This is a genomic window from Loktanella sp. Alg231-35, from assembly GCF_900143545.1.
Classification (GTDB): Bacteria; Pseudomonadota; Alphaproteobacteria; order Rhodobacterales; family Rhodobacteraceae; genus Yoonia.
The window spans coordinates 121,749-146,318 of sequence record NZ_FREV01000008.1 but is presented as its reverse complement, the minus strand read 5'-3'; the positions used below and the strand labels follow the sequence as shown (position 1 = coordinate 146,318).

The following is a 24,570-nucleotide window of genomic DNA, read 5'->3' as shown; positions in this document are numbered from 1 at the left end:
AGTCGGATTGGCCTCATTTCGCGTCCTCCAGCACCGGGCGGTCGAGCACACTCTTTACGACGCCCTCCTCATGTTCCGTTGCGCCTTCGCCGCGGACATAGGTCAGGAATTCACCGATGACGCCGACGGGATCGTCGAGCCTTGACTGCGCCCGGCCGGCGCTACTCATTACGAGGTCCTGCTTTTTCTCTCGCAAGGTCTGCAGAATGTTCGGATAGTGTGGCCGCAGCTGAGCGGCCGGCTCGATTAAGGCCCCGTCGTCCCGAAGAATCGCCCGGATGTAGTCTTCGCTCGGATTAGCCTTCGCCTCAGAAACGAGATCCTCCAGAAGCCCCTTGACCTCACGGACATGTCTCAAAGGCTCGAAGTCCACCGTTTTCAGATTGATCACCTGCCCCTGCCCGTCAAGGTCAAAGACTGTCATCGATTTCGTCGTGCCCGCTTCATCGAACCCGAAGGCCAAAGGAGAGCCGCTGTATCGGATCGTGTTCCCACCCGCGGTTTGCGGACGGTGAAGGTGGCCGAGCGCAACGTAGTTCGCATCTTCAAAAATCGCTGCCGACACGGTCTCCACCGTACCGACCGACAGCCGCCTCTCAGTCTCCGTCGGTTGGCAGTTTGTTACGAAGGCATGGGCCACGACGATCCAGCGAGCATCATCTGGCACGCGCGTCCTTGCGGCCTCGATCTGCGCCCGGAGAACGTCCTCCGGCGACCGGATGTCTTCTGCCTCAAAGGCGCGACGGGCGGCATAGATCTCTCCGTAGGGAAGCGCCGAGATCGCGATCTTGCCATGTTCATCCTCTAGGACCAGCGGCGTCTCATCTCGCTCGATCGGGCCACGGACCAGAATACGTCGGCGATCGAAAAGCTTGGACGCGGTCCCAAGACGTTGGCCGGAGTCGTGGTTACCCGCGATGACAACGATGGCCGCATCAGTCTGTTCGTGAACGCGCTCTAGGAAATCACTATAGAGCTTCATTGCGGCTTCGGATGGGGACGCTTTGTCGTAGACATCGCCAGCGATAAGCAGAACCTCGATGCCCTCGTCCACGACGGCCTTGAACACCTGGTCGAGAACATGTGCGTGATCCTCGTGAAGTGAGACGCCCCGCAAGGTCTTTCCCAGATGCCAGTCTGCTGTATGGAGAACTCTCATGTTTGCACCGTTATTTTTTATACGTATAATTTTAATATGGACAAAACCACAGAGTCAAGATAGATTCTAGTAATGGCCTTTGACGATCTAAAACATGCCCAAAAACAGCGACTAGAATACCTCGACCGCCTGCTCTTCTGGGACGGTGCGGCGACGCGCGGATCGTTGATAGAGCGCTTCGGGATCTCGAACCCTCAGGCCGCTCTGGATTTCAAGACCTATCTGCACGCTTCAGAAACCAACGCACTCAAATATGACGCCTCCTCGAAAAAGTACCACACGACGGAGCGCTTCACACGGCTGACGGGGCGGGCCACAACTGACGAGCTCGAGGAGCTGCTCAGCGGAAAGAAACGCGCCTTCTACGATGTCTTGCCCGACCTTCAGCGCACTCAGAACGTACGTGTCTTCAGGCCGCTCTATCGCGCTCTGCTCGCTGGGGAGGCGATCAAGATCGTCTACCAATCGATGCGCGACCCAGAGCCGGAGACCCGTTGGATTGCGCCATTACGCTTCGCCTCAGACGGGGTGCGCCTCCATCTGCGCGCCTGGTGCTATACCCGTCAAGGCTTTCGCGACTTTATTCCATCTCGCATCGATCCAACTCGGTCTTTCGAAGAGCGCCGTGTTGCTGAAGAAGTCCCGAAGGACGATGATTGGTTTACCTGGGCCGTACTGAGGCTGAGCCCCCATCGCGACCTGACGCAAGACCAAATGCGGGTCGTTCGGATCGAGTTCGGATTTGAAGACGAATTCCTCGAAATCCGCGTTCGCAAGCCGCTCGAATTCTACACAAAGCGTCGTTGGGGGCTCGATCAAGAGAACCCGCGACTTGAGTGTGTTGGTTGCGCGTACGTGGCTATGTCTGAGGAGGAGATAGATGAGGATTGATATGACCCGCGTGGACTCGGACGCGAATATGGATAGGTTTTACTGCGTTCAGCTAACAGAGAGTCTATTTGGAGAGATTGGCGTCGAAAGACAGTGGGGTCGGCGTGGAACTCACGGTCGGCGTCGGCTCGATTGGTACAGGGGTGATGCTGAAGCGAAAGTCGCGCTGTCCAATCTCGTGAATGAGAAGCTGTCGAAGCGCTATCAAGTGAAAGCTGGAGGAGCCGCCCGATGAAGATGAAGAACCTCAAGAGATTTCAGACCGGCGGCACTCGGTCGAAGATGCAGCTATCCGTTCCGCTGCCGCAAACACCTGAGGGCCGGGTATATCGCTACTCACCCAATGAGGAGGCCCATCCTAGACACTTCGTCCTTGGGGAACGAGTGACCGAAATCTCAATCGCGGAGTCCAAGTACAGGCGAATGAAGCAGCAACCCGGCAGCTCAAGAACAATCTGCCCTTACAGTGGCATCGTCGGTGACCATGACGAATTCACGCATCCGAAGGACAAGGAAGCTGCAATCAAGATCGTCAAGCATGCTGCCATGCAAGATGCCCAAGACGCCGTCTCAGATATGCTCAAGGGAGTTGCGAGAAAGAGCCGAGGCGGCATCACTTACAAACCGGGCTCGCATACCCGCCGCCCGAGGCCGCAATTTGGAAGACGCGATCTCATGCGTCTCTTAGTCTGCGATTGCTGCGGTCGCGACTACGGTGTCTACGCGATTGCCCTTTACTGTCCCGATTGTGGTGCCCCGAACGTTTCACTGCACTTCTCGCGAGAGGTTGAGTTGGTTGGGCGGCAAGTCTCGATTGCTGAAGGGCTGGGAGAAGAGCAAGCTGAACTTGCCTACCGCCTTCTGGGAAACGCGCACGAAGACGTTCTGACCGCGTTCGAAGCTGCTCAGAAGGTGGTTTATGCGCACAAAGTCTCTCTGGACCCCAGCCGTGCGGCTCCCACCAAGGCCATCCGAAACGACTTTCAAAATGTTGAAAAGGCTCAGAAACGCTATGCAGAGTTCAACATCGACCCGTTCAACGGACTATCGGATGCGGAGCAGGAAGCGCTCGAACTCAACATCCAGAAAAGGCACGTCATCGGGCACAATCTCGGTGTGGTTGACGCAAAATTTGCCGAGAACGCGCGAAATGCGCGGTTAGGTGAAACCGTAGAGTTGCTGGGGAGCGAAATCCGAGAATTTGCGCGGCTTTGTCAGATCGTCGTGGCGGCATTAGACGATTGGATAGGGGATGTAACCGCACTGCACAGGCGAGCCCAGAAGTCATGACCCACCGGCTCATCATTATTGGAAATGGCTTCGACCTTCATCATGGGATACCTTCACGGTATAGCGATTTTGGTCGATATTTAGAAGCTGAAGACCCGGATGTGCATCGTCTTATTGACGAATATCTCTTCTTTGACAAAGACTTCTGGAATGAGTTCGAAGATCGCCTAGCATCATTCGACTCTGATCAGGTCATTGATTATGCAACAAACTTCCTGGTCTCTTATGGCGCCGATGATTGGAGTGACGCGGACCATCACAATTTCGAGTACGAGATCGAGCAGATCGTCGAAGGTCTTGCAACAAAGATGCGAATGCGCTTCGCTGAATGGATACGCGGCCTCCCAATACCCGCACCGCGCACTGTGCCATTGGTGCACTGCATCGACCCCGGCGCGCGCTTTCTGAACTTCAACTATACGTCAACTCTGCAGATACTTTACGGAGTGCCCGACGCCAATATACTGCATATCCACGGCAGTTCTGGCAGCCCTGACAAGCAAGTCGTACTAGGGCACGGTTGGGAGCGACAATCTAATGAACTGCTCTCGGGACAGATTGATGAAGATACAGATACCCGTGTGGCTGGTGGATACCAGCTAATCGACGATTATTTTGCCGCGACCTTCAAGCCGACAGCAAAAATCATTGAGAGCAACCGGGCATTTTTTTCTGGGTTGCGAAATATCTCTGAAATTTGGGTACTTGGCCATTCACTCGCGGACGTTGATGCACAGTATTTTGAGAAAATTGTAACCTGCACCAATCCTTCAACCCGTTGGACAATTAGCTATTACAACAATCTGCCCGAAATGAAGTCGCGCTTTTCAAAGCTTGGTGTAACCGAAGCGCTAGTACAATTTTCACCTTTGGAAATACTCTGACCAAAGCTCAGGTGCGCCAGCACTTGCCTAAGGCTGAATCTCTTCGCCAAAACGAAAAATGTCTTTCATTGTAGGTTTAATCAGCGCCCATGGCATTTTTTGTACTTCCTACCCGAGCCGCATGGGCACGGCTGATTGCGTCCTACTTTTTTTGCAGCAGAAGCTTCTGGACGGTAAGCATCGATTTGCTTCTGTCCCTGCATACGTTGGGCAAGAGTATCCAGCAAACCGAATTCCGGAACCCATTTCGGAGGAGGGCCATACTTTCCGATCTGTGCTATCAATTCTCTTTGGTTATTCAGTTCGCTTCTACCGAGATCAGCAAGGCCGGCTTCATAAGGCCGCAGTCGCTCCATCTCAGCTTCGGCTTCGCTAAACCTTCCGCAATATGCAAGAACAACGGCGTGTTGCGAGCGAACGGGGATGAGATACTCCGCAAGCTTCAGTTGCTGAAGTTGAGGCAGAAGAATACTCTCCATTATGTTCAAGGCGCCGTCGAAGTCATTGCGCCCGATAAACTGATCAACAAGATCTTGACCAACTCGGAACATGGACTCGGGCGCCCGAGCCAAATCGTAGAATTTCAACGCATGGACACGAGCCAAGGGTGAAAACTCTCCTTCTGCGTCTGATGCCTTCGCCAACACGTCTAGAGAGTCAGCCAAATGCTTGATATCGTCAGTCGGAAACGGTTTCTGTTTCACTAGAAGCTTAAGTTCCGGCGCATTTCGTCCCATAACCTGCTGTGGGGACAGACCAAGCAGTGCATAGTACTCCTTAATGAGGGGATGTATTCGCCTGACTGCCGCAGCGCTGTCACCAAATGCCAACTCCGCAGTGGCAACGTTATACGTGTATACCCGTCGATGACCGGGAGAGGCGTCCTTGACAGCTTTGCCCAGACTTTCGATCAATTGCTCAGAACCTTTCCGATCACCGTTTTGGGCGAGATAAATCATCCGCTTCATTCCGACGCGAAGGATTTCTTCCGCCCCTAAATCATGTGTCTCAATTAGTTGGTCCATTTGATCCAACCAGGCCACGGCGCGATCTGAGCCAGACTTCAGATGTGCGAAGGCCAGACCATCAAGCGCCATGATTCGCTGCTCCGGCGGGATGGTTTCGTCTTGAACTCCTTGCTCAAGAAAAGCTTCGATCTCGGGCCATACACCCATTTCATGAAACAACTCGTCCGTTGCCATTTCAACGAGCACGTCCAAGCGGCCTACGTCTCCGCTAAGCCGCAGAAAAAGAGATAGCTTGGCCGGACTCCAGTCTTTTAGAAGACTGGCCTGGACAATGGCTCTCAGGGCCAATCGATACCTTTTCAGCGGCTCTGCGCCCTCGAGGACAAGGCGCCCCTTGCCAACCACTCGTGCAGCATCATGAATTTTGACTTTGTCATCAACGAAAATCTGCAACAGCCCCAGCCCAAATAGATGACGAAGCGCTGCTACGAAATTGGCTTTGTCTGGTCCTCCCGCTGCGGCGACATATACGGCTGCCTCTTCACGCGTGATCGGTGCGTCGCAAAGGCTGAAAAGCTCCGCCACCTTCGCTGTAACAGTTGGAAGTCCATCAAAAACGCGCCCAAGAATAACCTCCTGGGAGATCTCCCGGGTTTGAGCTGACGCCGCAAGATCCTTGCAGAATTTCCTCAAGCGTCCATCATAGTCCGCTTTAGTAATCACCAAGGCGTTGAGTACGTAAAGTGGAAGACCACCAGTGAGATCGATTAACCGCTGACAATCAGCTGCGTCTGCTTTGCAACCGGCATCCAGGGCCGCTGCCGCAACTGTATCAGATGCCCAGCCCGCCAAGCTTTCGCGGCTTGCGCCCAACAGGGACTCAAGGGCGCTAATTTCGCCCTCAGGACGGCAAAGGAGGATAAACTGAACTTCGGAGGCCGCCTGCACAACACCGATGAGATCATCACCTGAAAGACAATGTGCATTGTCTAACGCAACAGTTACGATCTCGCCGCTTTCGGCGATGCGGCGTGACAGGATTTGTAGCATTTCTCGTCCTGATGCACCTGGAAGAAGGATCTGACCTAATTGTTGTCCCTCTGAAAAAAGGCGGCCTGCAACTTCCCTCGCCACCACGCTGGCGAGGCCTGCTCCAGGAAGATCGGCAACGTCGAGATATACTAGCCGTCCCGCTGCATGCTGTGCGGATTGTGCCAGCCAGGAGGTCTTGCCCGCGCCTGAATATCCAACGATCAGACGGACTCGCTCTTCCGTAAGAAGCTCTGGCTCATCTTGTTGTATTCGGTAGTGCGCGGGCGGAGCTGGCAAGTCCTGCAACTGCAATACCAATTGCTCGAATAGGTCCGGCAAGTCCTCGGCACTGAAGATATGATTGAGACCGCTGTTCTCCCCAGTGGCGGCCAACATGATGATTCCGGCCAGTTTCCACACAAGCGTGTCCGGGTTGAGCTTGGCGAATGGTAGAGATTGAGCCAAGGCGCGTGTAGCCTCAATGGCATCGATGAGTGACGCCGACGGCGGTGGGAGGGTCCGCCCATCTTCTGAGCCTTCGGGCCAATCCACATGCACGTCTGCTGGCCAATCTGCCCCAGATATCCGTTTGGCAAGGGGGCCATTCGGAGGTGCATTGCTGACGATGACAAATTCTGCCGTACTCGGCCGCTCACCGGTCTGATGAGCGCCACGCAGTTCTTCGAAGCGGGATACAGCACTCTCAATGTCACTCCATGCCAGCTTGCTTTTGCGATATTTGACCTGAACGTACAGATGTTTTCCGTCGAGAAGCACCTCAACATCTTCGTCGCTCTCCACAGTAACAGCGTTCGCAGAAAGTGCTCCGACACAAAGTAGGCACTGAGCGGCATAGAGGTGCTGAAAAAGATAACCTCGATGCACGGCTTCGATGCGAAGCAGCTGCTGTGCATCAAGTGTCGATACAGATGCTATTCTCGATTGGTTCAAACCGTACCCCACTTTTCATATTTCAAAGAATAATGAATGGACGACATTTAGCCCTATCTGGTTTTGTCAAAGGCTTCGCCTTCATCAGAGGAAAACGTCATCGAACCCCAGCTTTCGGTCAGTTTTGATGCGTTGCAAGCGATCCTGACCATCGCATTCGATCCTCAACCAACCGAGCGAACGGTACGATGTCTCCCCCAACACTCGCGCATTCCAGCGCCGACATGTATGCTGCTCGATGATCAACATCGATGACTGTCCAAGAGTAGCCGCCGGATGCGAACATTGCGTTCATCAAAAACCGCGCCATCCGTCCGTTGCCGTCAGGATAAGGGTGGACATAACCAAGCAACCAGTGACCCAGGACAGCGCGAACTGCTGTGGAATCCTCATTCTCGAGCCGTTCGAACAGTGTCGCCATACCGGAGGCAATCGCTTCTACCCGCGGCGGCGTGTGTCTCGAACCCCGTAAATAGACGGGATGATTGCGGTAGCCCGCCAATGCGCCTGCCTTCAAGATGCCAGCTGTCACAGACGGGCGGAACAGCTCTTCAAACCACGCGTCATGATCCAGTCTAACCACCTGCCCCGCCGGTTCTCCATATAGTATTTTCTCTATCGAAGCGCGGACCGCTTGAAAGGCTTGCCAGTAGCCGCTGGCGGCAAGCGCGTCGACATCCTTCCTGTGTTCCGCGTTTCCAAGAGGGTCAAAGGACCCTTGCCGCACTTGCTCGATCAACTCCTCGGTGACGGAATAGCCTTCGATCGACAGCGAGTGATAGGCATCATTGACATAGATGTCGTCGATCATCGCAAGAAAAGCATCCTTGTCGTCTGGCATGCCTGGTTCGTCCGGAAATATCTCCACAATGGCATCGCGATGGGTGTCCCATGCCGCATTGATCCTAGCCGCGAGTGGTGAGCTGCCGACCTCAAGAGGCATCACTTGGGCAACATCTGCGAAAGGATCCCTTTCCCGGACATCATAGTCAGCGGCCTTCATCTTCTTGAGAATGGTTTCAGCCTCACTATCGCGTCCCACGCGACGCAAAGCACCCGCGATCCGCCCTGCCGCCAAAACGTGACCACCATCAAGTAATTTGACAAGCAGAGGACCTGTGTTCTTCAAACCGCTCAAGACAATTTGCGCCTCCATCGCGTAGGATCGGTAGAATGCCTCGGGGACGTTGATCAGTGCCGCTTCGACGGACAGAACTAACAGCCCATCTTTTGTTGCGATGTCACTCTTCGGAGGCAGGTCCTTCTTGAGGTCGTACAGCGAGGTGTCGAACGGCAGCACCGTGTTGTTGCCAGACCCCTTGGGTGTCCAAACGATCACTTGCTTCGGAATGTGCGTACTCTCGGCATGCAAAAGCAAAGATTGCTCAGACGAGAAGCACCACTCCAGACCATAGCGTTCGTGGCAGTACCGGCGGCAGAAATCCCAGAACGATGTGTACCAAAAGGTCGAGTCATGCGGTTTGTCCTGTGGTCGGGTCACTATCAGCCAACCCAAAATGACATCGCTCAGGAAGCCATTCTTCTTGAGCCTTTCTCTGTGGGTTCGGGTGAGCTCACTGCTCCGTAGGACGTTGCCGTGTTCCGCTTGTCGCTCCTTGAGAAGTTCCAGCGAGGCTGCAAGTTTTTCGTTCGGGGACGCCATTGTACGAGGGCCACTTTCCTAAAGTAGTTGTCGGTGATTTACGCGTATTCATTGTCGTTCATTTACACGTAAAGGTCGTAGTTTGTATACACGTTTTTTATGTTGTGCAAACACACGTAAAATCTGCTGTGCATTAGCACGTAAAACCTGCTCACATCTCCGACTGATTGAAAGTCAAAGCTCGACCAATTGAAAGCGAAGAGCCTCAGACCTGCGCTGTCCGCGTCTCCTCATCTGCGTTCCCAACAGCCAAATCCAACTCAGGCAAGTCTCGCAATGTCCGCAAATCGAACGTCGTCAGAAACCCTTCCGTCGTCACAAAGGTATGCGGCGCGCCTGGCCGCGGTGCCCTTGGGCCGCTCGCAATCAAATCCTTGAACCGCAACCGCGCCAGCAGATCGCGGCTGACGTCTTTGCCAAAAATGTCTTTGAGCCCAGCCCGGTCGATCGGTTGGTGATAGGCAATGGCGCAAAGCACCCCCATCTCGGTCTCGGTGAACGTGAGGGATTGATCACCAAGGTCGGCAGCCGCTTTGATCGCATCCGCAAACTGCGTCTTCGTGCGGAACATCCACCCGAGGGAAACTTCAACCAGCTCGTAGGGCCGGCTGACCAGTTCCGCATGAATATCTTCAATCAGCATCTCGACCGAGGCCCCCTGCCCCACGACACGCGCAAGGTCCTCGCGTCCGATTGGTGACGCGCTTGCGAAGAGCACCGCTTCGATGCGGCCCATCCATTCGCGCCAGCGTAACTCCTGTGGTAAGTCTTCAAGCTCCCGGTCGAACACGCCTTCATTGGACGACGCGCCCTGCCCTTTCGCTTGAGTTCGTTTGGCCGCGATGTTCACAGCGGTACCGGTCATGGTGCGATCCCATAGAGCCGGAAAGTTGGCCGCCCGGTCAGCTCACAGGCGACACCCAATTCGACCAGCCGCTCACAGAACCGCCGCGCGGCGCGGTCCGTCATCTGGATGGTCGTGCCCTTTATCATCGGCGACAGTATGGTCGATGGTCCAACCACATCCTCGCTCAGGAACATTTCGACCGCGGCCGCCGATCCTTTCGCTCGCAGCTTCGGGGCGATGGTGCGAAGGGCTTCTGCCCGGCGAGCCAGATCCCGCGCCAAAGTGAGCGTTTCTTCTATGGAGCCAAGGATCCGTACCCGGACCACAAGATCACCTCCCTGCTCTTCTGCGGTCAGGTCGCGCAGTGCCGTCTTAGTCAGCCGTTGCGCCGAAACCTGCAGCACCTGCTTCCAGTTCATCGCCCGCGCCAGGATGAAATCGGAGAGCAGACAGGCGACCCGCTCCGCCCGGTCGTCGGTCTCAAGCACGGCGCGTAGGACAGCTACGCAACCCGCCAGCGGCCCATGGGTCCGGGCCCGCTCCATACCCGCATCGAGCCAGACGCCCACCTCGCCCGCGAAGTCGGCACCGACCAGGTCGGCGATCTCACCGATCCCGTCTGTCCGGAGACCCACAGCCTCGCGCCAGAACGCCAGAAGATCGCCGTCTGGTCCTCTTGCCTCGCCCGGCGGCGTCAGGTGGTAGGCGTCACGGATGTCCGCCTCCCGCGTCAATCGGCCTTCCAGTTTGGATGTAGCCGTCGCCGCACTCAGCGCCCGCCGGTTGGCCAATAGTTTGACCGGCACTCCGTACCTCGGATCAGACACCAACCCATCCAGCACGGTTAGCGCGGCCCCGGATCGAAAAGCCACAGTTTCAAGCGTTTCTGCACGCTGAGAGGTGACCCAGCCCGGCAGTTTGGGTAGGGTGTTCAGGTCGTCAGAGATCGAGCTGGGTTGATAGGTCATACCACAACACTAGTCTTTCGCGGCGCTTTCGTCCACAACAGACGGTACAAACCGCCCCACCTTACTGCTCGCTTTTATGTCCAATAAGGTTGCCTTATCGGACGTAAAAAGATAGGCTGCGGGAATGCTGACAATCTCGCAAATAACGACACCAAAATGAACGGAAAACCGCGCTCAGCCCCCCCTGCCCCCTCAAATGCCGCTCAGGGCGACGAGAGAGGCCGTGCGTCTGAGAAGACCATTCAAATTCCAGACTCTGTGGCCGCCTCCGGCTCGCTGGAACGCCTCGTGGAAACCGCGCGCGGTTATGCTGAACAGGCCACGGCCGAGAACACCAACAAAGCCTATGCCAAGGACTGGGCGCACTTTGCGAGCTGGTGCCGCCGCCGCGGCGCGGATCAGTTGACACCCGACCCACAGTTGATCGGGCTCTACATCGCTGAATGTGCAGCGCCCCAAGACGGCTCCCCTGCCTTTTCCGTCAGTACTATTGAACGCCGTTTGTCCGGCCTGTCGTGGAACTACCAGCAGCGCGGCCAAATGCTCGATCGCAAGGATCGCCACATCGCAACGGTGCTGGCCGGTATCAAACGCCAGCATGCCAAACCCCCGGTTCAGAAAGAACCAATTGCGCCTGACGAACTGCTGGAGATGGTGGCCACACTGTCCCACAGCCTCCGCGATCTACGCGACCGCGCCATTCTACTTTTCGGATATGCTGGCGGGTTCCGCCGATCTGAGATCGTCGCCCTCGATGTAAACCGCGACGACACCTTGGACGGCAAAGGCTGGATTGAAATCGAGGATGAAGGCGCTGTCGTCATCCAACACGCCAAGACCGGCTGGAAGGAAGCTGAGATCGGGCGCGGCTCCGCAGACCATTCCTGCCCGGTGCATGCGCTTGAGCAGTGGTTGCACTTCGCCAAAATCGATCATGGGGCAGTGTTCCGGCGGGTGCTACGGGACAACTCCAAGGTTCAGGATGCCCGACTATCCGATAAACACGTGGCGCGCCTCATCAAGAAGACGATGCTGGATGCGGGCCTTCGGGCGGACATCCCCGAGAAGGACCGCCTGAAACTCTTTTCCGGTCACTCATTGCGCGCTGGCCTCGCCTCCTACGCCGAAGTCGATGAGCGATACGTGCAAAAGCAACTTGGCCATGCCTCAGCCGAAATGACGCGACGGTATCAACGCAGACGAGATCGCTTCCGCGTGAACCTGACCAAAGCCGCAGGTCTGTGACCCCCCGGCCTATTAAACACCCGTATACAGCGTCATGCGAAACGACGCATTGAAGCTCACCATCCGCGCGAGAGTCGTTAAAGCCAAGCCATCGTTGAAACCATTTGGCTTCGTACCGAGATCATAGGCCGTGTTGAATTCCCGAAGCATGCATTGGTCCAGCAACTTGCGATCATCTGCGCTGAGTTGGTCTAAAACGTCCAATACTGCGGTGATGTTATCCTCGACATTCCCCTGAAGATCCTCGTCTCCGGCACCTAAAAACTCAAACGTCGCATGCCAATTGCCCTCGCCATCTTGATGATTGGCGATACCAACCAGCCCCAAAACCTCTAAGGTTTGGATCAACGGATCGAGAGGCATCGTTGAGATCAAATCAAAGTCCGTGTTGCGATACTTAATGTTCATTTTGCGCTCCGCAGTGCCTTAGCTGCATCCAAACATCCGTGATCGATGGCGGTGTCCAATGGCGTTTTGCCAATTTCGCACGTAATTCTGGGATTGGCACCGGCGTCAATGAGAGCCCGGATCATCTCACCATCGTTGCGAAACGCCGATACTTGCAGCGGCGTGCATGGCGTCCGATTTGACACCTCACGCCGCCGTCTCGCTCAACCGACCAAAGAAACTGCGTTCCAGATGCAACTCCCCTGCCCTGCCTTTTTCGACCATACCGCGCAAATACCCACCGGGTGATGCGACCTCGCCCGATGAATGCTTTTCAAACACGAGTGCCAAGGCGGCAGTCGCAACCTGTTTGCCCAGTTGGTCTTGTGCGATGTTCCACGCTTGCTCTGAAATGCCAATCATTGGGCGCAGCTGCCCGGCAACCCGGTGCAAATCGCCCCAATCCTTGAGATATCCACCCATATTGCGTGCCCATGACGCGAACTCAGGACAGGCTTGCATCACCACGGGCAAATCTAGGGCTGCGCGTTTTTTGCGCACATCAGCGATCCAATCTTCTATCGCGCTATCAACCTGGTCTTCCGGTTGTGCATTGGGTACTACGCCCGCCGCGTCCTCTTTTTCAGAGGAATTACAGGTTACAGGATCGAGTTGATTTGTAATTAGTATATGAGGGTCAGAAATGACCCCGCTGGGGTTCAAATCTTTGGTAATATGCGATAATTGCCCCATCAATTCAGAGGTGTTCTCCACAACCTCATCCGGTTGCACTGCTTTGAGATAGGCCCCTTCGACGCGCTCTTGCAGCTCTTTGAACCGCCCCAGAAGCCGCATCAAGCGCTCTGACGCCTCGTTTCGGCGCGGCAGACGATTCAATAGGTCCTCAAACACACCGGCGAATTGCGCCCAGGGGCCGCTGAGCGCCCCGCTGGTGGCCGCCTCGATGCGCGCTCGGATCATACGGCGCGCCACAGTGATCTGACGCTTGAGACGCTGACAGAGCGCGCGTTCGGCCTTCAGCATCGTAAACAACTGTTCAAATTCCTCAGCACGGGCCGACATGGGCGACAAATCAAAGCCGTAAGCCTCGACAATCACCCCCTCAACATCCCTGCGGCCCCAACGCTTGCCATTGGGGCTATCCTGAAACGAAATCACCCCAGCCTCTGCCAGACGGCGTGCGTGGCGTTTCAGAGCAGACAACGAAAACCCCGTCTGCTCCATCAGATAGGCGTTGGAAGCCCAAACGATAGGCCGCCTGCCCTCTTCCCAGTCCTGCGCTTGGGTAAAGGCCCCCAACGTATCCAATAGCAGGACATCGCCCGATTTCAGTCCGATGTGGGCTCCTACTCTTTTGACCGCCACAAAGGCCCTGCCCTTATCGACCGCCAGATCGCGGCCGGTGTCTGCCAGCTGATCAGCTTGCAAGAGCGCGGGCGTTACCTTTCGCCAACCATTTGCCACTAAACCACTATTCTGGAACCCGGTAGGTCCAGTTGCCCCGTGGGGCGTGTCACTCAAATGTTCCATGTTTTGCTGAACGCAACAGATACCCGTTCGCCCAAAGGCGTTTTTTGTTGTGCGGTGATTCGGGGACTGCTAAGATTGAAGTGCGAAAACAATCAGCGCTTTGGCGTTGCAGCCCTCGGAACTCCGGTTTCGAGGGTTTCCTTTTGCGTTATCCTCCTTGTCTGCTCATGTCCTCAATAAGCCGGTTAACAGGTGTTAACTGACGTTCTCCTCCGCATCGTCCTGAAACGATTGGTAGGATTCTGCGATCAGACGGTCGATGTTGCCATCCAACCAGTCTGCAAATTCCTTGCTGTCTCCTGCCCGCTTGACGGTCAGCGTCACCGACGACTTGGTCGATTTCACAACCGCGCCCGTGACCGGTGATCGTTGGGCAGGTCGGTCTTCTTTCGGGCCACGTTTCGTCAGGCTGGCCAAGACGGCCTGCAAACGCGCATCAGACCCGGCGTCATCAAGCATGCCCGCGAGCACGCGCAGCGCTGCCTTTTGCGACACCGCGCCATCTTCAAAAGCCGCCGCCAGCATCATCCATTTCGGGCGCCCGGCCCCATGCGCAGGCCCAATGGCCACGCCCACCTGATCAGGGATTAGACGCGCCACGCGTTCAAGTTGGGACAGCGTGTTCTTGCTAATCGACAATGCTTGTTGCGCGTCCTCTCGAGAATGGCCCTGATCAAGGATCGCATGTGCAAAGCGCGCGCGCTCATAAAAGCTTAGGTCCTGACGGCTGGCATTTTCCAAGCCCTTGGCGATCAGCGCTTCGCCATCATCCAATGTGCGGATCAACGCTTTGACTGGCATGCCCAGTTCTTGGCACGCCAAGATACGGCGGCGGCCATAGATCACCTCAAACTTGCCATCTGCGTCCTTTGCTGGGCGCAACAAGACAGGTACCTGTTGGCCGCTTGTCTTGATGCTTTGGGTCAGGTCCTCTACATCCTCATCGCCGCTGTTAACAGCTGTTAACTCCAATCTGTCTTGTGGACCCCACGGCAGGATAAGCGCCGTATCAATTTCTTGAATGCCACCCAAGCCAGCACGTACCGAACCGACCGTGCCTTTGGGCAAGGTCCGATGCGCGCGCTTGCCGATCGGGGTTTGCCCCTCGGTCGCGGCTGTAATCGCCGCCATGATCCCGGCTTTGTTCTTGTCAAGTGCCATCAGCCACGCCCCCATGCTTGCTGCACCAACTTAGCAATGTCAGATCCAACCGAATCCATACTGCTGCGCGCACGGTCATAGGTGCTGCGCGTCATGTCTGCTCGCGCGACCTCGTAGATCGACATCTTGAGCATCGACGCATCGGCAATCGCAGTACTGCGCAGCGCTGTTGAAGGAATGATCCGATCCTGAAACAGCGCACGCATCAGTGACACAATCTGCTGGCTGGGAATGTCGCTTGGGTCATCGCGTGTGATCAGGAAGCTGAAGAAATCATGCTCCATGTTGACACCAGTATCTTCAATAACACCCAAGTAGGCCGAGGTCATTTCAATGAACTGTTGGGTTGAGGCCAGATCAAGCATGCTAGGCGTCATCGGCACCAGAACGGAGGACGCCGCAAACAATCCCGTCAGCGTCAAAAAGCCAAGGGCAGGGGGGCTGTCGATGATCACGATGTCATAGTTGGCCTCGACCGGTTCCAGCGCATTGGAGAGTCGTTCAAAGAACGCAGCACCACGGCCCGCATTCACCGCCGTTTCGGTTTCAAATTCGCTCAGGATCAGACGAGCAGGGGCCAGATCGAGACCCGCGAAATAGGTATCGACGATAACATCTGACAAGGGCAGGGGGTCTTCGTAGCGCAAGGCGTCATAGATGGTGGGGCCATCAAATTCTAGCTCGGTTTGCAGCCCGCAAAAGCCCGTCAAACTGCCCTGCGGGTCCAGATCAACCGCCAACACACGGTAGCCCTGAAGCGCCAGATAGTGACAAAGGTGAATGGTTGCCGTGGATTTCGCCGATCCGCCTTTGAAATTCATCAACTGGATGACTTGCAGCTTGTCATCCTCGCGGCGGCCAGGAACATATTTGCCCGGCGTCCGCGATCCCGCCTCCAACGCCTGGCGCATCGCCCAGATTTCATCGCCGGAATAGGACCGCCGTCCGCCTTTGTTCACTGCAGGCTCTGTCAACGTGCCATCGCTATGGAGCTTGCGGAGGAACTGGCCCGATACGCCCAAAAGATCGGCGGTCTCAGTCGCACTAAACAAACGCAGTGATTTACGTTGATCCGGCGCATAGACCTGCTCCAAATGGGTGGTCAGGGCCGTCTTCAACCGTGCCGCCATTTGGTCAGTGACATCGGACTGGGACGTGGCCGAAATGGGTCCTGTCTGTATCATAGTTGCTCTTTTCCCGCTCAATGTTGCTTATTTGCGCAACTTGAGACAGTTAGGCCGTGATTCACCTTGTTAAGTCAAGAAAAATCTACCCATGGCCATTAAAGGCAATAGATACTCTATATGTGGCATGGATGTATTCTAGTTAACAACTGTTAACACGCTGACAGTATGGACAGTGTGCTCTCTTCCCGTCTTATTCAATCGGCAGTTGGTTCGCTGGCAAATATCGAGGCTCGCGGCAACTTACCTTCGCTGCCCAACGCGATACTTGAAAGTAGCGATGGATTGCTACCGGTCCGAAAGAACCATTGGTTTCCGATGCAAATACCAATCACTTCTGTCAGCCAGGGTAGGGCAGGGGGCGCAGCTGCGCCCCCGTCCGAATGCTAGAAGCAAGCTGGGGTCCATTCATTGATGCGCGCCTTCTGGGTCGATGTGACCTTGTAGATCGCCTGCACGTCTGCATCGTGAAATAGCGCGTGCATCATCTGATCCTTCTCGCCCTTTTTCAGTTTCTTGAAGGTCCGGAACTCTGATCTGTCTGCCTCGCGTTCAAGCAATTGCATGAACAGGGCATCTAGCTGCGCGGCCTTCATGCGCTTGAAGCAATTTGCGGCTGTTGGCGCCCAGATTTCACGGATGTTGACACCAGCCTTCTCGGCAATAAGGGTCATCATATCGGCTTCTTGCGTTTTGAACGCGCGAGCAAACGACTCCGTGATTTCTACATTGCGGGCTTTCTTTCCTTGGGTGAGGAACGCTTCAAATGCCTCGGCAATTGGTGCCTCTTCGGCATCCCAATCGTCCTCATCATCTTCACCATCGTGCATATCTCCTCCAAGATCAGGGCAAAGTCTGAATGCGTCATCATCGTTCTTAGGCATGTTACGCTCCATGTCGAAACGCACTGCCATGGTCTCGTTGCCCCAATGCGAACCACGCGACAGCCCAAAAGCTAAAAGGTCCAAGACCAGTTCCGGTTTCCGCAGCAGCGCCGTCTGGAACGCGGCCAAACGGATTGCGGTCATGTCATCAATGAAGGCTGCCGCGAAGGCGGGCTTGTTTGCTTTTTTCTCGGCTGCGTCTGCAGCTTCATCTGCTGCTTTGGCTTCGTCTGACTTTAGAAAACCAGCTTCAACCGCTTTGGTGCGATCTTCTGCCTTCACCAGGCCGACGATTTCACGCACTGTGCCGTTGTTGGCGACATATAGGACCGCTCCTGCCATCGCGCGTTGTTCGTCAGAGTATTCGCCGACCAAGATGTCATCCAAGGCCTGCTTTTCTTTACGCTTCTCGCTCTCCATGTTCCAGTATGGTTCTTCACCGAACTCAACGTATCGTGCCTGCTGGTCGTCAGTCAGCTCACCAGGTATTGGTCGTATCAGTGCCAACTCACCGTCGTCGGTCAGCTGATAGGCCATGATGTGCGACGCATCACTGATATCCACCCACGCCCAGTTTTCCTTTTTCTGAAATGCTCTTGCAGCTTTCATCAGTTTCGCACTGAACAATTCGTCGAGCTTCGACGCGTCGTTGATGACCGCCTCATCATCAAACAAGTTCGTGTCTATTGTACCGCCAGCTTTCTTGTACGCGTTCAATCCCACGTATTGCGCCATCCGGCATGTGGTGCTTGGCTTTTCTTCAGTGAGCGCTTGTTTGATGTGGTGTGCATGCCAGTAGCCACCCTCGGAGATCGCTTCCAAGACTTCCAACTGCTTTGCCTCTTCATCACTGACCGTGAATGCCTGGGCATCGCTGAGGCTGAGGTCACCTGCCTTGACTGCATCAAGTACGGACACCGGTAATTTCGCCAGAGCGGCGCGGCGTCGCACATGCGCTTCGGTCACGCAGTACGCTTTCGCGACTTGGGAAATCGATAGGCCGGTTTGAAGTGAACTGCCGTAGTGTCTTATCTCGTCGACAACATCCATTTCTTCGCGTGCTGTATTCTCAAGCAATGCCCATGCAAGAGCAGTTTCGAGGTCGTCAGTCACGCGTACCTCGATCGTTTCCAGATCTGGGCGTTCTTTCACAGCGAGTTGCAGCGCGTGCCAACGACGGCGCCCGGCAACAATTCCAACCTTCCCTTTGTCATCAATAAGACCGCAAACGTTCTGCATGAGGCCACGGGCTACGATTGTTTCAGCGAGATCCTTGATTGAATCTTCATCGATTCCTTCATTGAACCGCGGATTGTGTTCCGACACATATGTGTCGGACAGCACGATCAGCTGGGTCTTGTTTGTGACGGCGGTTTCTGCAGTAATTTTGGATTGCTTAGTCATTTGTCGTTCCTTCTTTTGGTGAATCTGGGCCTCGACCATCGGGTAAAGGCTCTCTTTCCGATCCCAACTGGGATCGATGAACGGCGAAGCCGCCTTTTCTCTTTTTGTTTGAATTTGGGCGCAGTCTTCAGACAAGAGCGGCTGTATCCCACTTGCCGGTGGGGCAGGGCAGGGGGGGCTTCGGTGTCGTTAGCCCCCAATCCCCCTTCCTGCGTTCTTTCGGCGCAGAGGGGGCCGGTGAAAGATGACCCGTGCTGATTCAGGCTGGTGAACACCCGCAGGGCCGGAACGCAGAGGAGGACCGCGCTTTGCGCGGTTGGGAGCCAGAATGAATCTGCTAAGGGAAATCACCGGCCACCCGACAGACGGAAATCAAGCTAAGCCGCCCGGAGGGCGGCGTTCTGGATCGACGTATTAGCTGTTATTAGGATCGCGTCACATCGAGCGTCGCCCCGCATAGGCTCTCCAAATCGGTGTAAGCTCTCCAGCGCGCCACAGCCGGGCCAGCATCGTTCGCCATGGATCTCGAACCGATGGCGACCACATGGCTCACCATCGCGCCGGTCTGTCTTGATCCGGTCGCCCGATTTACGCGGGATCATTGAGGGCGAGGCAACGGCACAGTCCAAACCCAGCTTAGTCAAATGGCGATGGATGCCGTATGGGCAGATCGGAGCTGTTTCTGTTCGTATGAGACAAATGGGCGTCGAGGGCTCGTAGAGACCTCAGGGCCCGTATTGACTCAACGAAATAGCGACAGCGGAGTTCTGGGCTTCGGGCGGTTTACCGTGCGGAGCCTAGGGCGTGATGACCCTCATTTTGGAGGGTCAGTGACTCGGCATCAATGCGTGGAACTGGAGTTGCTGGTGATGCCAGCTTCAAAGTCGCCTGAAAGACCGGTACACTGAACAAGCGAACCGTAGCATTCTTCCCACTGAACTCAGCTTCGCCAATAGAAAACTCGGACTTCAGTGTGTCGTGGTCGATGATAACGGACACATCCGATGTTCCTTTGCCTTGTTCATGAATGAACGACAGCTGGACGTTGTGTCCCATCAATGGGTAGGCATGCAGCCAGAGTATTAGTTCAGACTGATCCGTCTCCATCACGGCTCCGATTTTCGATGTTATCCGGCGATTGCTTGACGATATGAACGCGGCCCCGGCCAGACGCATTGAGGCGTATGGTATTATCTTCTCGAAATTCATTTCATCTTCCTCTCGATGTTGGCTACTGCACCGAAAACTTGAAACGGTTTTGCTACTAAAATTGATGCAACCTATTGTTGATTGTAAGAGAAGTACTCCAGACAAATAACGAACAGAAGTGAACGGAACTGAACAAGAACGAACAAACGACATTTATCTTATTGATTTACTTCAACTAAATTCCTAGGATAAAGCTTGGAAAGGCTATATCCTGAGTTCTGAAGAGCAACCGTTGAATCGAGGACGCAACAATGCGCAGGGTTGTGAATGTTGATTAAGCGTGGAAAGCTTTATGAGGTGCCGCCGTCAGACGGGCGCGACATCAAAGAGCTGTTTCTGTATGCCGTTGAAAGAGGTATCGGTCAAATCGTCGATTCAAAGGGTATTCCTAAGAACAAATGGACACCCAACACATTAGCAAATGCGATTTCGGAGATCGATCACCCCGACGCATCTGTAGATCTTCGCACCGTACAGTATTGGTTTGATAGCAAGAACAAGCGAAATATTAGCACAACGAACTGCCGTTGGTTGGCGCAAATATTTGGGTGCGGTAGCCCGGATGAGATTTCCGATTGGCAAACAGCTCTTCTATCCGCTCGTAGGGTCTTCATCGAGGGCCGTAACTGTGAAGGTGGGAGCACATCCTTTGAGGGAAAGGAAAGCCAGCGCGTCGAAACAGCAGACGTAACCAGAGATATTGGGCCTAGGACAAAAACCACGAAACAGGGTTTCTCAGAAAATCCGATGTTCAGCACTCGGACAGCGACGGAGTTGACGGCTATCAATCCACTCATGCTCACAATGAACGTGACGAAGTGCGCGATACCAGCATCCAGCCACCCAAGGTACGTCGAAAACGCCAAATATCAGCACAGCTAGAGGTACTTTTCGCTGACCCAGTGACTCCATCGGTGGTGGTTTGGTTTTGGCTGACGGGTATCCTGTTTCTTGCAGCTGTATTAGGTGTTCTAAGTGTAACTTACACGACCCCGGATGGGACAAATAAGCAGGTCGGATACATTTGGAGTCCAAGCTGGATTATCCATGATCTAGTTCTGCTACCCTTTTTCTTAATGACTGTGTCACGAACAATTAACTTTTGGAAAACTGATGCCCGCACGTTATTTTTGAACGGCGGGCGACGAAGCCCTCATGAGGGCTGGTTAGAGAAGGTTAGTTCGCTGTCGATACTTCTTTGGCTCGCCATAGCTATCAGCGCATTCTTTGTTTTCCTTCTACAATGGGTGGGTGGCTACCTGATACCAATTTTGCGCAATGAACTAGGGAATATAGCGGTAAGCTGGCCCATAATCATTTTAGCGCGGCCGGATATTATGTCTGTGGGAGCCGCATTGTCCCTATCAGGAATTTACATTTTCTTTGCCGCGCTCGTGTTCTTCTTTCTAAACGCCGGTTTTGTGTTTCTGTACGCCGTTTGGTCGGATTTTTCTGATCTCTTCAAAGAAAACACCAACATGATCAGGGCAAGTGACGCTGCGAAAATGCGATTTGTTGGCGTGAGGCTGGTCGAAAACATATTCTTAGGAACGATTCTAGCCCTTTGGATTAGCACAAGCATAAAACTCTATGCGATGTACATTTCTGTTAGCAGTAAGGATATCCTAACGTGGCTTTACACTGATTTTATTCAGGTATTTGAGAGTTCCGAACAGCACGATAATATCATCGTCGGGTATTCATTGAGTCAGTTTTCAACCATCATATTCACCTCGGTAATCGCCGGTGTTTTTTTGTATATCTATTTTAGCGCCAAAGCACTTCTGGACGATGGAGGCGACTTTTCTGAACGTTACCCCAAGACATATGCCCCATGGGGCAGGTGGCTGATTGTTGTGGTTCTCTTACTAGTTAACTTTTTCAGCGTTGGCCAAGTGAAGGGTTTTTCACTATTGCTGTTGCTTTCGATAGTCGTGACGGCTTATTGCGTGTTGACCCATCGCGGTAGAAACTTCGTCTTGGATGAGACACATCATGGAAATAGCCCCGCTAAACAATGAAGTGGCTGAGTCCGACGAAGTTGGGGCTGCCTATTGGATCAATACTGAAGACAAGGTTCGCCTTCGGGTCGGTATGTGGTGTGACGAACGAGCGGTTAACGGAACGATTTTGTTTTTTACTGGACGCGCTGAGTTTATCGAGAAATACGGAAGAACCCTTCCTAGTTTTCTGGAACAAGGATTTGCCATATTTTCAATAGATTGGCGAGGTCAGGGACTGTCTGACAGAGTGGCTTCGGACGCTCATCTCGGCCATGTTCGTCACTTTTCGGACTATCAGAAAGATGTTGTCGCAATGATAGAAGCGGCAAGATCACTGAATCTCCCCAAACCGTGGTATTTATTTGGACATTCGATGGGCGGCAACATCGGTTTGCGATCATTGATTGATGGTATTCCAGTCGTTGCAGGTGCGTTCACCGCTCCAATGTGGAGTATTGCGGTTCCTTCGTTTCTGGAGTCCTTAGCTAAGCCGTTGTCACGTCTTGCAGTCATGGCCGGCCTAGGTGAGATGTATACTAAATCTCAAAAAGGAAACAGTTACGCTCTCCATAGATCATTTGAGAGCAACTCAATCACGAATGATCGACCTATGTACGAATATTTTATCAGGCAGGCGACCCTGTTCCCCGAGGCTCATATAGGGGCACCGAGCATGAGGTGGCTTTATGAAGGGTTAACTGAGTGTGATAGACTATCTAATATCCGGTCTCCTGAAGTTCCCTGCTCGGCTTTTGTCGGCAAATATGATGTAACCGTTGGTCGAAAATCAATAGAAGATCGAATGTCTAACTGGCGAGATGGTGCATTCACCATCGTTAATGATGCGAAACACGATCTGCTCTGTGAACGACCAAACATCAGTAAAATGGTAATTCAGGATATTTGTGCATTTTTTCGGCAATACGTTCCTTGATGAACAGGAACTGATGGTGCTGCTGGCTGCTCCGGACCGCCACAGTTGGACCGGCAGACGTGATAAGGTGTTCTTTACGCTCGCCGCTGACTCCGGGATGCGCATGTCCGAGATCATCAACCTCGATATTGGTGACCTTCATCTTGGCTCCGGCGCGCACATCAGTTGCGTTGGGAAAGGCCGCAAGATGCGGATCACACCGATCACCGCGCAAATGGTGTCTTTGTTAAACCAATGGCTCATAGAGCGGAGTGGTACTTTGATTGGGTCATGAGCAAGTTGGTACGACTGATATCTATGCTGCAAATAAGCAACCATCGCGATTGTCGAAAGCGCGGTAACACCGATGACCACGAAGAGCGTGTCCTGCTCCCGATCACCGCGTGCTGGCAGAACCGAAGCAATGGCCGGAGCTGCGGATGCCCCGCAAATGGCTATCGCCCCCGGCCAAAAGTCCGAAAGCCAACCGACGCCCAAACATGAAAGACAGGACCGCTCCGCGGGCGAGTGTCGCCATGACAAATCCGCCTACTGCGGCGACAGCCACAAGACCCCAATTCTCTACATCACCGATGCTCAGGCGCAGCCCCAGCAGACCAACGCCCAGCCGGAGCAGGGTTTTGGCCGAGAACTCCAATCCCGGCGTGAATTTTTGATCGTCGTAAAGAAAGTGGAATGCCATCCCGATCAGCAGGGCAAATAGCATCGCAGGCGCGCCGTAATGCTCGGACAAAATGGTTGCGGCGGCGGCAATCACGCACACCAACAGCGCGCCGCCAAAATGGGTGTCCCATAGGGATTTGATCTGCGATATCATTGTTCGCACCTGAGCAGTGAAATTTGCAGAAGGCGGAAGGCGCCTGGAGCAAGCCCAAGCGCGCCAGTATTCAAGATCTGGCGTTAGCCAACCCAGCGACCGGTGAAGTCGAACGCAGTATCATAGCCAAACAGGGCCGCAGACCCGCCTGTGTGCAGGAAGACGACACGTTCGCCTTTCTTGAAATGTCCTTTGCGGATCAGGTCAATGAAACCGGCCGCCCCTTTGGCAGAGTAAACGGGGTCAAGCAGGATCGATTCCAGTTCGGCAAACATCTGGATGGCTTCGATGCCGCTTTCGGTGGGAATACCGTAGCCTTCACCAACATAGTCTGTGTTTGCAACGACGTCTTCGCGCTGCACAACCCCTGCGCAGCCAAGCTTTTCAGCGGTTGCACAGGCGAGGTTGTAAACGTTTTCTTCCTGCATCGGTTTTGGTGCCCGAACGCCAATACCCAAGAGAGGGATTTGTGCATTCATCGCCTTCAGGCCGACGATCAGGCCCGCTTGTGTGCCTGCGCTGCCGGTGGCGTGAACAATGTGGTCAATTCTGGTATTGTTGTCGTTCACTTGTGACAGCATTTCAAAAGCACAGTTCACGTATCCAAGAGCGCCCGTGGGGTTCGAGCCACCACCGGGAATGGTATAGACCTTTTTGCCATCTGCGCGCAGCTTGTCGGCGGCGGCTTCCATCTCGGCGTTCATATCTAGGCCACCGGGGCGCTTTTCCGTGGTGGCGCCGTGCAGATGGTCAAGCAGGACGTTGCCGTTGTTGTTGTAGTTCGCGTTGTTTGATCCGGTACGATCTTCCAAAAGGATATGGCACTCCATGCCTAGTTTGGCGGCAAAGGCCGCAGTCTGGCGCGCATGGTTTGACTGCGTTGCGCCTTGGGTCATCACCATATCGGCACCCTGAAGTTCGGCCTCGGCCATCAGGAATTCCAGTTTTCGGGTTTTATTGCCGCCGGTGGAAAGGCCGGTACAATCGTCGCGCTTGATCCAGATTTCCGGGCCATTCAATTCTTTGCTGAGGCGGTCCATCCGTTCCAGCGGCGTGGGAAGGTGGGCAAGAAAGCGGCGGGGGAAACGAGCAAGGTGCATTGAAGAGATCCTTTCGGGAGATCTGACAGGAAGAGCCA

At 54.4% G+C, this 24,570-nt stretch carries 23 protein-coding genes and 1 pseudogene; 9 read left to right on the top strand and 15 right to left on the bottom strand.

Features of this window, described 5'->3' with window-relative positions; all coding sequences use genetic code 11:
• Positions 1-13: 13 nt before the first annotated feature.
• Positions 14-1,159, bottom strand: coding sequence for an exonuclease SbcCD subunit D (locus tag DHN10_RS17585; RefSeq protein ID WP_108816665.1), 1,146 nt, complete (start codon positions 1,157-1,159; stop codon positions 14-16).
• A gap of 72 nt (positions 1,160-1,231) precedes the next feature.
• On the opposite strand from DHN10_RS17585, the gene DHN10_RS17580 reads away from it, so the two are divergent.
• Genes DHN10_RS17580 through DHN10_RS17565 form a run of 4 tightly spaced genes read left to right on the top strand, consistent with a single transcriptional unit; the run spans position 1,232 to position 4,224 of the window.
• Positions 1,232-2,050: a WYL domain-containing protein gene (locus DHN10_RS17580; protein ID WP_108816664.1), complete on the top strand. Its 819-nt coding sequence runs from the start codon at positions 1,232-1,234 to the stop codon at positions 2,048-2,050.
• Positions 2,040-2,285 carry a WGR domain-containing protein gene (locus tag DHN10_RS20225; protein WP_108816663.1) on the top strand — a complete coding sequence of 82 codons (246 nt, stop codon included), beginning with the start codon at positions 2,040-2,042 and terminating at the stop codon, positions 2,283-2,285. The genes DHN10_RS17580 and DHN10_RS20225 overlap by 11 nt, the downstream gene beginning before the upstream one ends.
• Positions 2,282-3,340, top strand: a complete 1,059-nt coding sequence (locus tag DHN10_RS17570; RefSeq protein WP_108816662.1) for a hypothetical protein — start codon at positions 2,282-2,284, stop codon at positions 3,338-3,340. The genes DHN10_RS20225 and DHN10_RS17570 overlap by 4 nt, the downstream gene beginning before the upstream one ends.
• Positions 3,337-4,224 (top strand): bacteriophage abortive infection AbiH family protein, encoded by an 888-nt coding sequence (locus DHN10_RS17565; RefSeq protein ID WP_108816661.1) that lies wholly within the window; start codon positions 3,337-3,339, stop codon positions 4,222-4,224. The genes DHN10_RS17570 and DHN10_RS17565 overlap by 4 nt, the downstream gene beginning before the upstream one ends.
• Positions 4,225-4,304: 80 nt before the next feature.
• Here DHN10_RS17565 and DHN10_RS19925 read toward each other — a convergent pair whose 3' ends face one another.
• The 4 genes from DHN10_RS19925 to DHN10_RS17545 form a co-directional block, all read right to left on the bottom strand.
• Complete coding sequence (locus DHN10_RS19925) at positions 4,305-7,175, bottom strand: YecA/YgfB family protein (protein WP_199910714.1); 2,871 nt, start codon at positions 7,173-7,175, stop codon at positions 4,305-4,307.
• 118 nt (positions 7,176-7,293) lie between these two features.
• Positions 7,294-8,838: a Fic family protein gene (locus tag DHN10_RS17555; RefSeq protein ID WP_108816660.1), complete on the bottom strand. Its 1,545-nt coding sequence runs from the start codon at positions 8,836-8,838 to the stop codon at positions 7,294-7,296.
• A gap of 205 nt (positions 8,839-9,043) precedes the next feature.
• Positions 9,044-9,703, bottom strand: a complete 660-nt coding sequence (gene scpB, locus DHN10_RS17550) for an SMC-Scp complex subunit ScpB (protein WP_108816659.1) — start codon at positions 9,701-9,703, stop codon at positions 9,044-9,046.
• The gene (locus DHN10_RS17545) at positions 9,700-10,653 is read right to left on the bottom strand and encodes a DUF1403 family protein (protein ID WP_108816658.1); all 954 of its coding nucleotides are present in this window, start codon (positions 10,651-10,653) and stop codon (positions 9,700-9,702) included. The genes scpB and DHN10_RS17545 overlap by 4 nt, the downstream gene beginning before the upstream one ends.
• A gap of 156 nt (positions 10,654-10,809) precedes the next feature.
• Here DHN10_RS17545 and DHN10_RS17540 point away from each other — a divergent pair, with 156 nt between their 5' ends.
• Entirely contained in the window at positions 10,810-11,898 is a 1,089-nt protein-coding gene (locus DHN10_RS17540) for a tyrosine-type recombinase/integrase (RefSeq protein WP_108816657.1), read from the top strand.
• 12 nt (positions 11,899-11,910) lie between these two features.
• Here DHN10_RS17540 and DHN10_RS17535 read toward each other — a convergent pair whose 3' ends face one another.
• From DHN10_RS17535 to DHN10_RS17500, 8 genes and pseudogenes are all read right to left on the bottom strand, one after another.
• The gene (locus DHN10_RS17535) at positions 11,911-12,306 is read right to left on the bottom strand and encodes a hypothetical protein (protein ID WP_108816656.1); all 396 of its coding nucleotides are present in this window, start codon (positions 12,304-12,306) and stop codon (positions 11,911-11,913) included.
• The gene (locus DHN10_RS20220) at positions 12,303-12,491 is read right to left on the bottom strand and encodes an ankyrin repeat domain-containing protein (protein WP_159087061.1); all 189 of its coding nucleotides are present in this window, start codon (positions 12,489-12,491) and stop codon (positions 12,303-12,305) included. Before DHN10_RS20220 ends, DHN10_RS17535 begins: the two co-directional genes overlap by 4 nt.
• A gap of 1 nt (position 12,492) precedes the next feature.
• Complete coding sequence (gene repC, locus DHN10_RS17525) at positions 12,493-13,734, bottom strand: plasmid replication protein RepC (RefSeq protein WP_373456720.1); 1,242 nt, start codon at positions 13,732-13,734, stop codon at positions 12,493-12,495.
• Positions 13,735-14,031: 297 nt separating this feature from the next.
• A complete protein-coding gene (gene repB / locus DHN10_RS17520) occupies positions 14,032-14,997 on the bottom strand; it encodes a plasmid partitioning protein RepB (RefSeq protein ID WP_234417175.1) in 966 nt (321 codons plus the stop codon).
• Positions 14,997-16,181, bottom strand: coding sequence for a plasmid partitioning protein RepA (repA, locus tag DHN10_RS17515; RefSeq protein WP_108816652.1), 1,185 nt, complete (start codon positions 16,179-16,181; stop codon positions 14,997-14,999). The genes repB and repA overlap by 1 nt, the downstream gene beginning before the upstream one ends.
• A gap of 386 nt (positions 16,182-16,567) precedes the next feature.
• On the bottom strand, positions 16,568-18,604 hold the full coding sequence (locus DHN10_RS17510) for a ParB/RepB/Spo0J family partition protein (RefSeq protein ID WP_159087060.1): 2,037 nt from the start codon (positions 18,602-18,604) through the stop codon (positions 16,568-16,570).
• A gap of 330 nt (positions 18,605-18,934) precedes the next feature.
• Positions 18,935-19,137, bottom strand: a pseudogene (locus tag DHN10_RS20040) (hypothetical protein); the annotation flags it as partial.
• Positions 19,138-19,252: 115 nt separating this feature from the next.
• Complete coding sequence (locus tag DHN10_RS17500) at positions 19,253-19,678, bottom strand: hypothetical protein (protein WP_108816650.1); 426 nt, start codon at positions 19,676-19,678, stop codon at positions 19,253-19,255.
• A gap of 267 nt (positions 19,679-19,945) precedes the next feature.
• Between DHN10_RS17500 and DHN10_RS17495 the strand changes: the two genes are divergently transcribed.
• From DHN10_RS17495 to DHN10_RS17480, 4 genes are read left to right on the top strand one after another with little or no spacing between them, the layout of a single operon-like run.
• Entirely contained in the window at positions 19,946-20,560 is a 615-nt protein-coding gene (locus tag DHN10_RS17495) for a hypothetical protein (protein ID WP_108816649.1), read from the top strand.
• Positions 20,497-21,699, top strand: a complete 1,203-nt coding sequence (locus DHN10_RS17490) for a hypothetical protein (RefSeq protein WP_159087059.1) — start codon at positions 20,497-20,499, stop codon at positions 21,697-21,699. Before DHN10_RS17495 ends, DHN10_RS17490 begins: the two co-directional genes overlap by 64 nt.
• Entirely contained in the window at positions 21,674-22,615 is a 942-nt protein-coding gene (locus tag DHN10_RS17485; RefSeq protein WP_159087058.1) for an alpha/beta hydrolase, read from the top strand. The genes DHN10_RS17490 and DHN10_RS17485 overlap by 26 nt, the downstream gene beginning before the upstream one ends.
• Positions 22,587-22,889 carry a tyrosine-type recombinase/integrase gene (locus DHN10_RS17480; protein ID WP_199910711.1) on the top strand — a complete coding sequence of 101 codons (303 nt, stop codon included), beginning with the start codon at positions 22,587-22,589 and terminating at the stop codon, positions 22,887-22,889. Before DHN10_RS17485 ends, DHN10_RS17480 begins: the two co-directional genes overlap by 29 nt.
• Before the next feature lie 102 nt (positions 22,890-22,991).
• Here the strand turns inward: DHN10_RS17480 and DHN10_RS17475 are convergent, their stop codons facing one another.
• Both DHN10_RS17475 and DHN10_RS17470 read right to left on the bottom strand, forming a co-directional pair.
• Positions 22,992-23,432 carry a putative sulfate exporter family transporter gene (locus DHN10_RS17475; RefSeq protein ID WP_234417174.1) on the bottom strand — a complete coding sequence of 147 codons (441 nt, stop codon included), beginning with the start codon at positions 23,430-23,432 and terminating at the stop codon, positions 22,992-22,994.
• An 83-nt stretch (positions 23,433-23,515) separates the two neighbouring features.
• Positions 23,516-24,532, bottom strand: a complete 1,017-nt coding sequence (locus DHN10_RS17470; protein WP_108816646.1) for a D-cysteine desulfhydrase — start codon at positions 24,530-24,532, stop codon at positions 23,516-23,518.
• Positions 24,533-24,570 lie beyond the last annotated feature (38 nt).

Excerpts from the sequence above, each read along its gene's own strand:
- repA (WP_108816652.1), bottom strand. The coding sequence starts at position 16,181 with ATGATACAGACAGGACCCATTTCGGCCACGTCCCAGTCCGATGTCACT.
- DHN10_RS17585 (WP_108816665.1), bottom strand. The coding sequence starts at position 1,159 with ATGAGAGTTCTCCATACAGCAGACTGGCATCTGGGAAAGACCTTGCGG.
- DHN10_RS17545 (WP_108816658.1), bottom strand. The coding sequence starts at position 10,653 with ATGACCTATCAACCCAGCTCGATCTCTGACGACCTGAACACCCTACCC.
- DHN10_RS20225 (WP_108816663.1), top strand. The coding sequence starts at position 2,040 with ATGAGGATTGATATGACCCGCGTGGACTCGGACGCGAATATGGATAGG.
- DHN10_RS17540 (WP_108816657.1), top strand. The coding sequence starts at position 10,810 with ATGAACGGAAAACCGCGCTCAGCCCCCCCTGCCCCCTCAAATGCCGCT.
- scpB (WP_108816659.1), bottom strand. The coding sequence starts at position 9,703 with ATGACCGGTACCGCTGTGAACATCGCGGCCAAACGAACTCAAGCGAAA.
- DHN10_RS17485 (WP_159087058.1), top strand. The coding sequence starts at position 21,674 with ATGGAAATAGCCCCGCTAAACAATGAAGTGGCTGAGTCCGACGAAGTT.
- repB (WP_234417175.1), bottom strand. The coding sequence starts at position 14,997 with ATGGCACTTGACAAGAACAAAGCCGGGATCATGGCGGCGATTACAGCC.
- DHN10_RS17535 (WP_108816656.1), bottom strand. The coding sequence starts at position 12,306 with ATGAACATTAAGTATCGCAACACGGACTTTGATTTGATCTCAACGATG.
- DHN10_RS17565 (WP_108816661.1), top strand. The coding sequence starts at position 3,337 with ATGACCCACCGGCTCATCATTATTGGAAATGGCTTCGACCTTCATCAT.
- DHN10_RS17580 (WP_108816664.1), top strand. The coding sequence starts at position 1,232 with ATGGCCTTTGACGATCTAAAACATGCCCAAAAACAGCGACTAGAATAC.
- DHN10_RS17555 (WP_108816660.1), bottom strand. The coding sequence starts at position 8,838 with ATGGCGTCCCCGAACGAAAAACTTGCAGCCTCGCTGGAACTTCTCAAG.
- DHN10_RS17500 (WP_108816650.1), bottom strand. The coding sequence starts at position 19,678 with ATGAATTTCGAGAAGATAATACCATACGCCTCAATGCGTCTGGCCGGG.
- DHN10_RS17570 (WP_108816662.1), top strand. The coding sequence starts at position 2,282 with ATGAAGATGAAGAACCTCAAGAGATTTCAGACCGGCGGCACTCGGTCG.
- DHN10_RS17495 (WP_108816649.1), top strand. The coding sequence starts at position 19,946 with ATGTTGATTAAGCGTGGAAAGCTTTATGAGGTGCCGCCGTCAGACGGG.
- DHN10_RS17470 (WP_108816646.1), bottom strand. The coding sequence starts at position 24,532 with ATGCACCTTGCTCGTTTCCCCCGCCGCTTTCTTGCCCACCTTCCCACG.
- DHN10_RS17475 (WP_234417174.1), bottom strand. The coding sequence starts at position 23,432 with ATGATATCGCAGATCAAATCCCTATGGGACACCCATTTTGGCGGCGCG.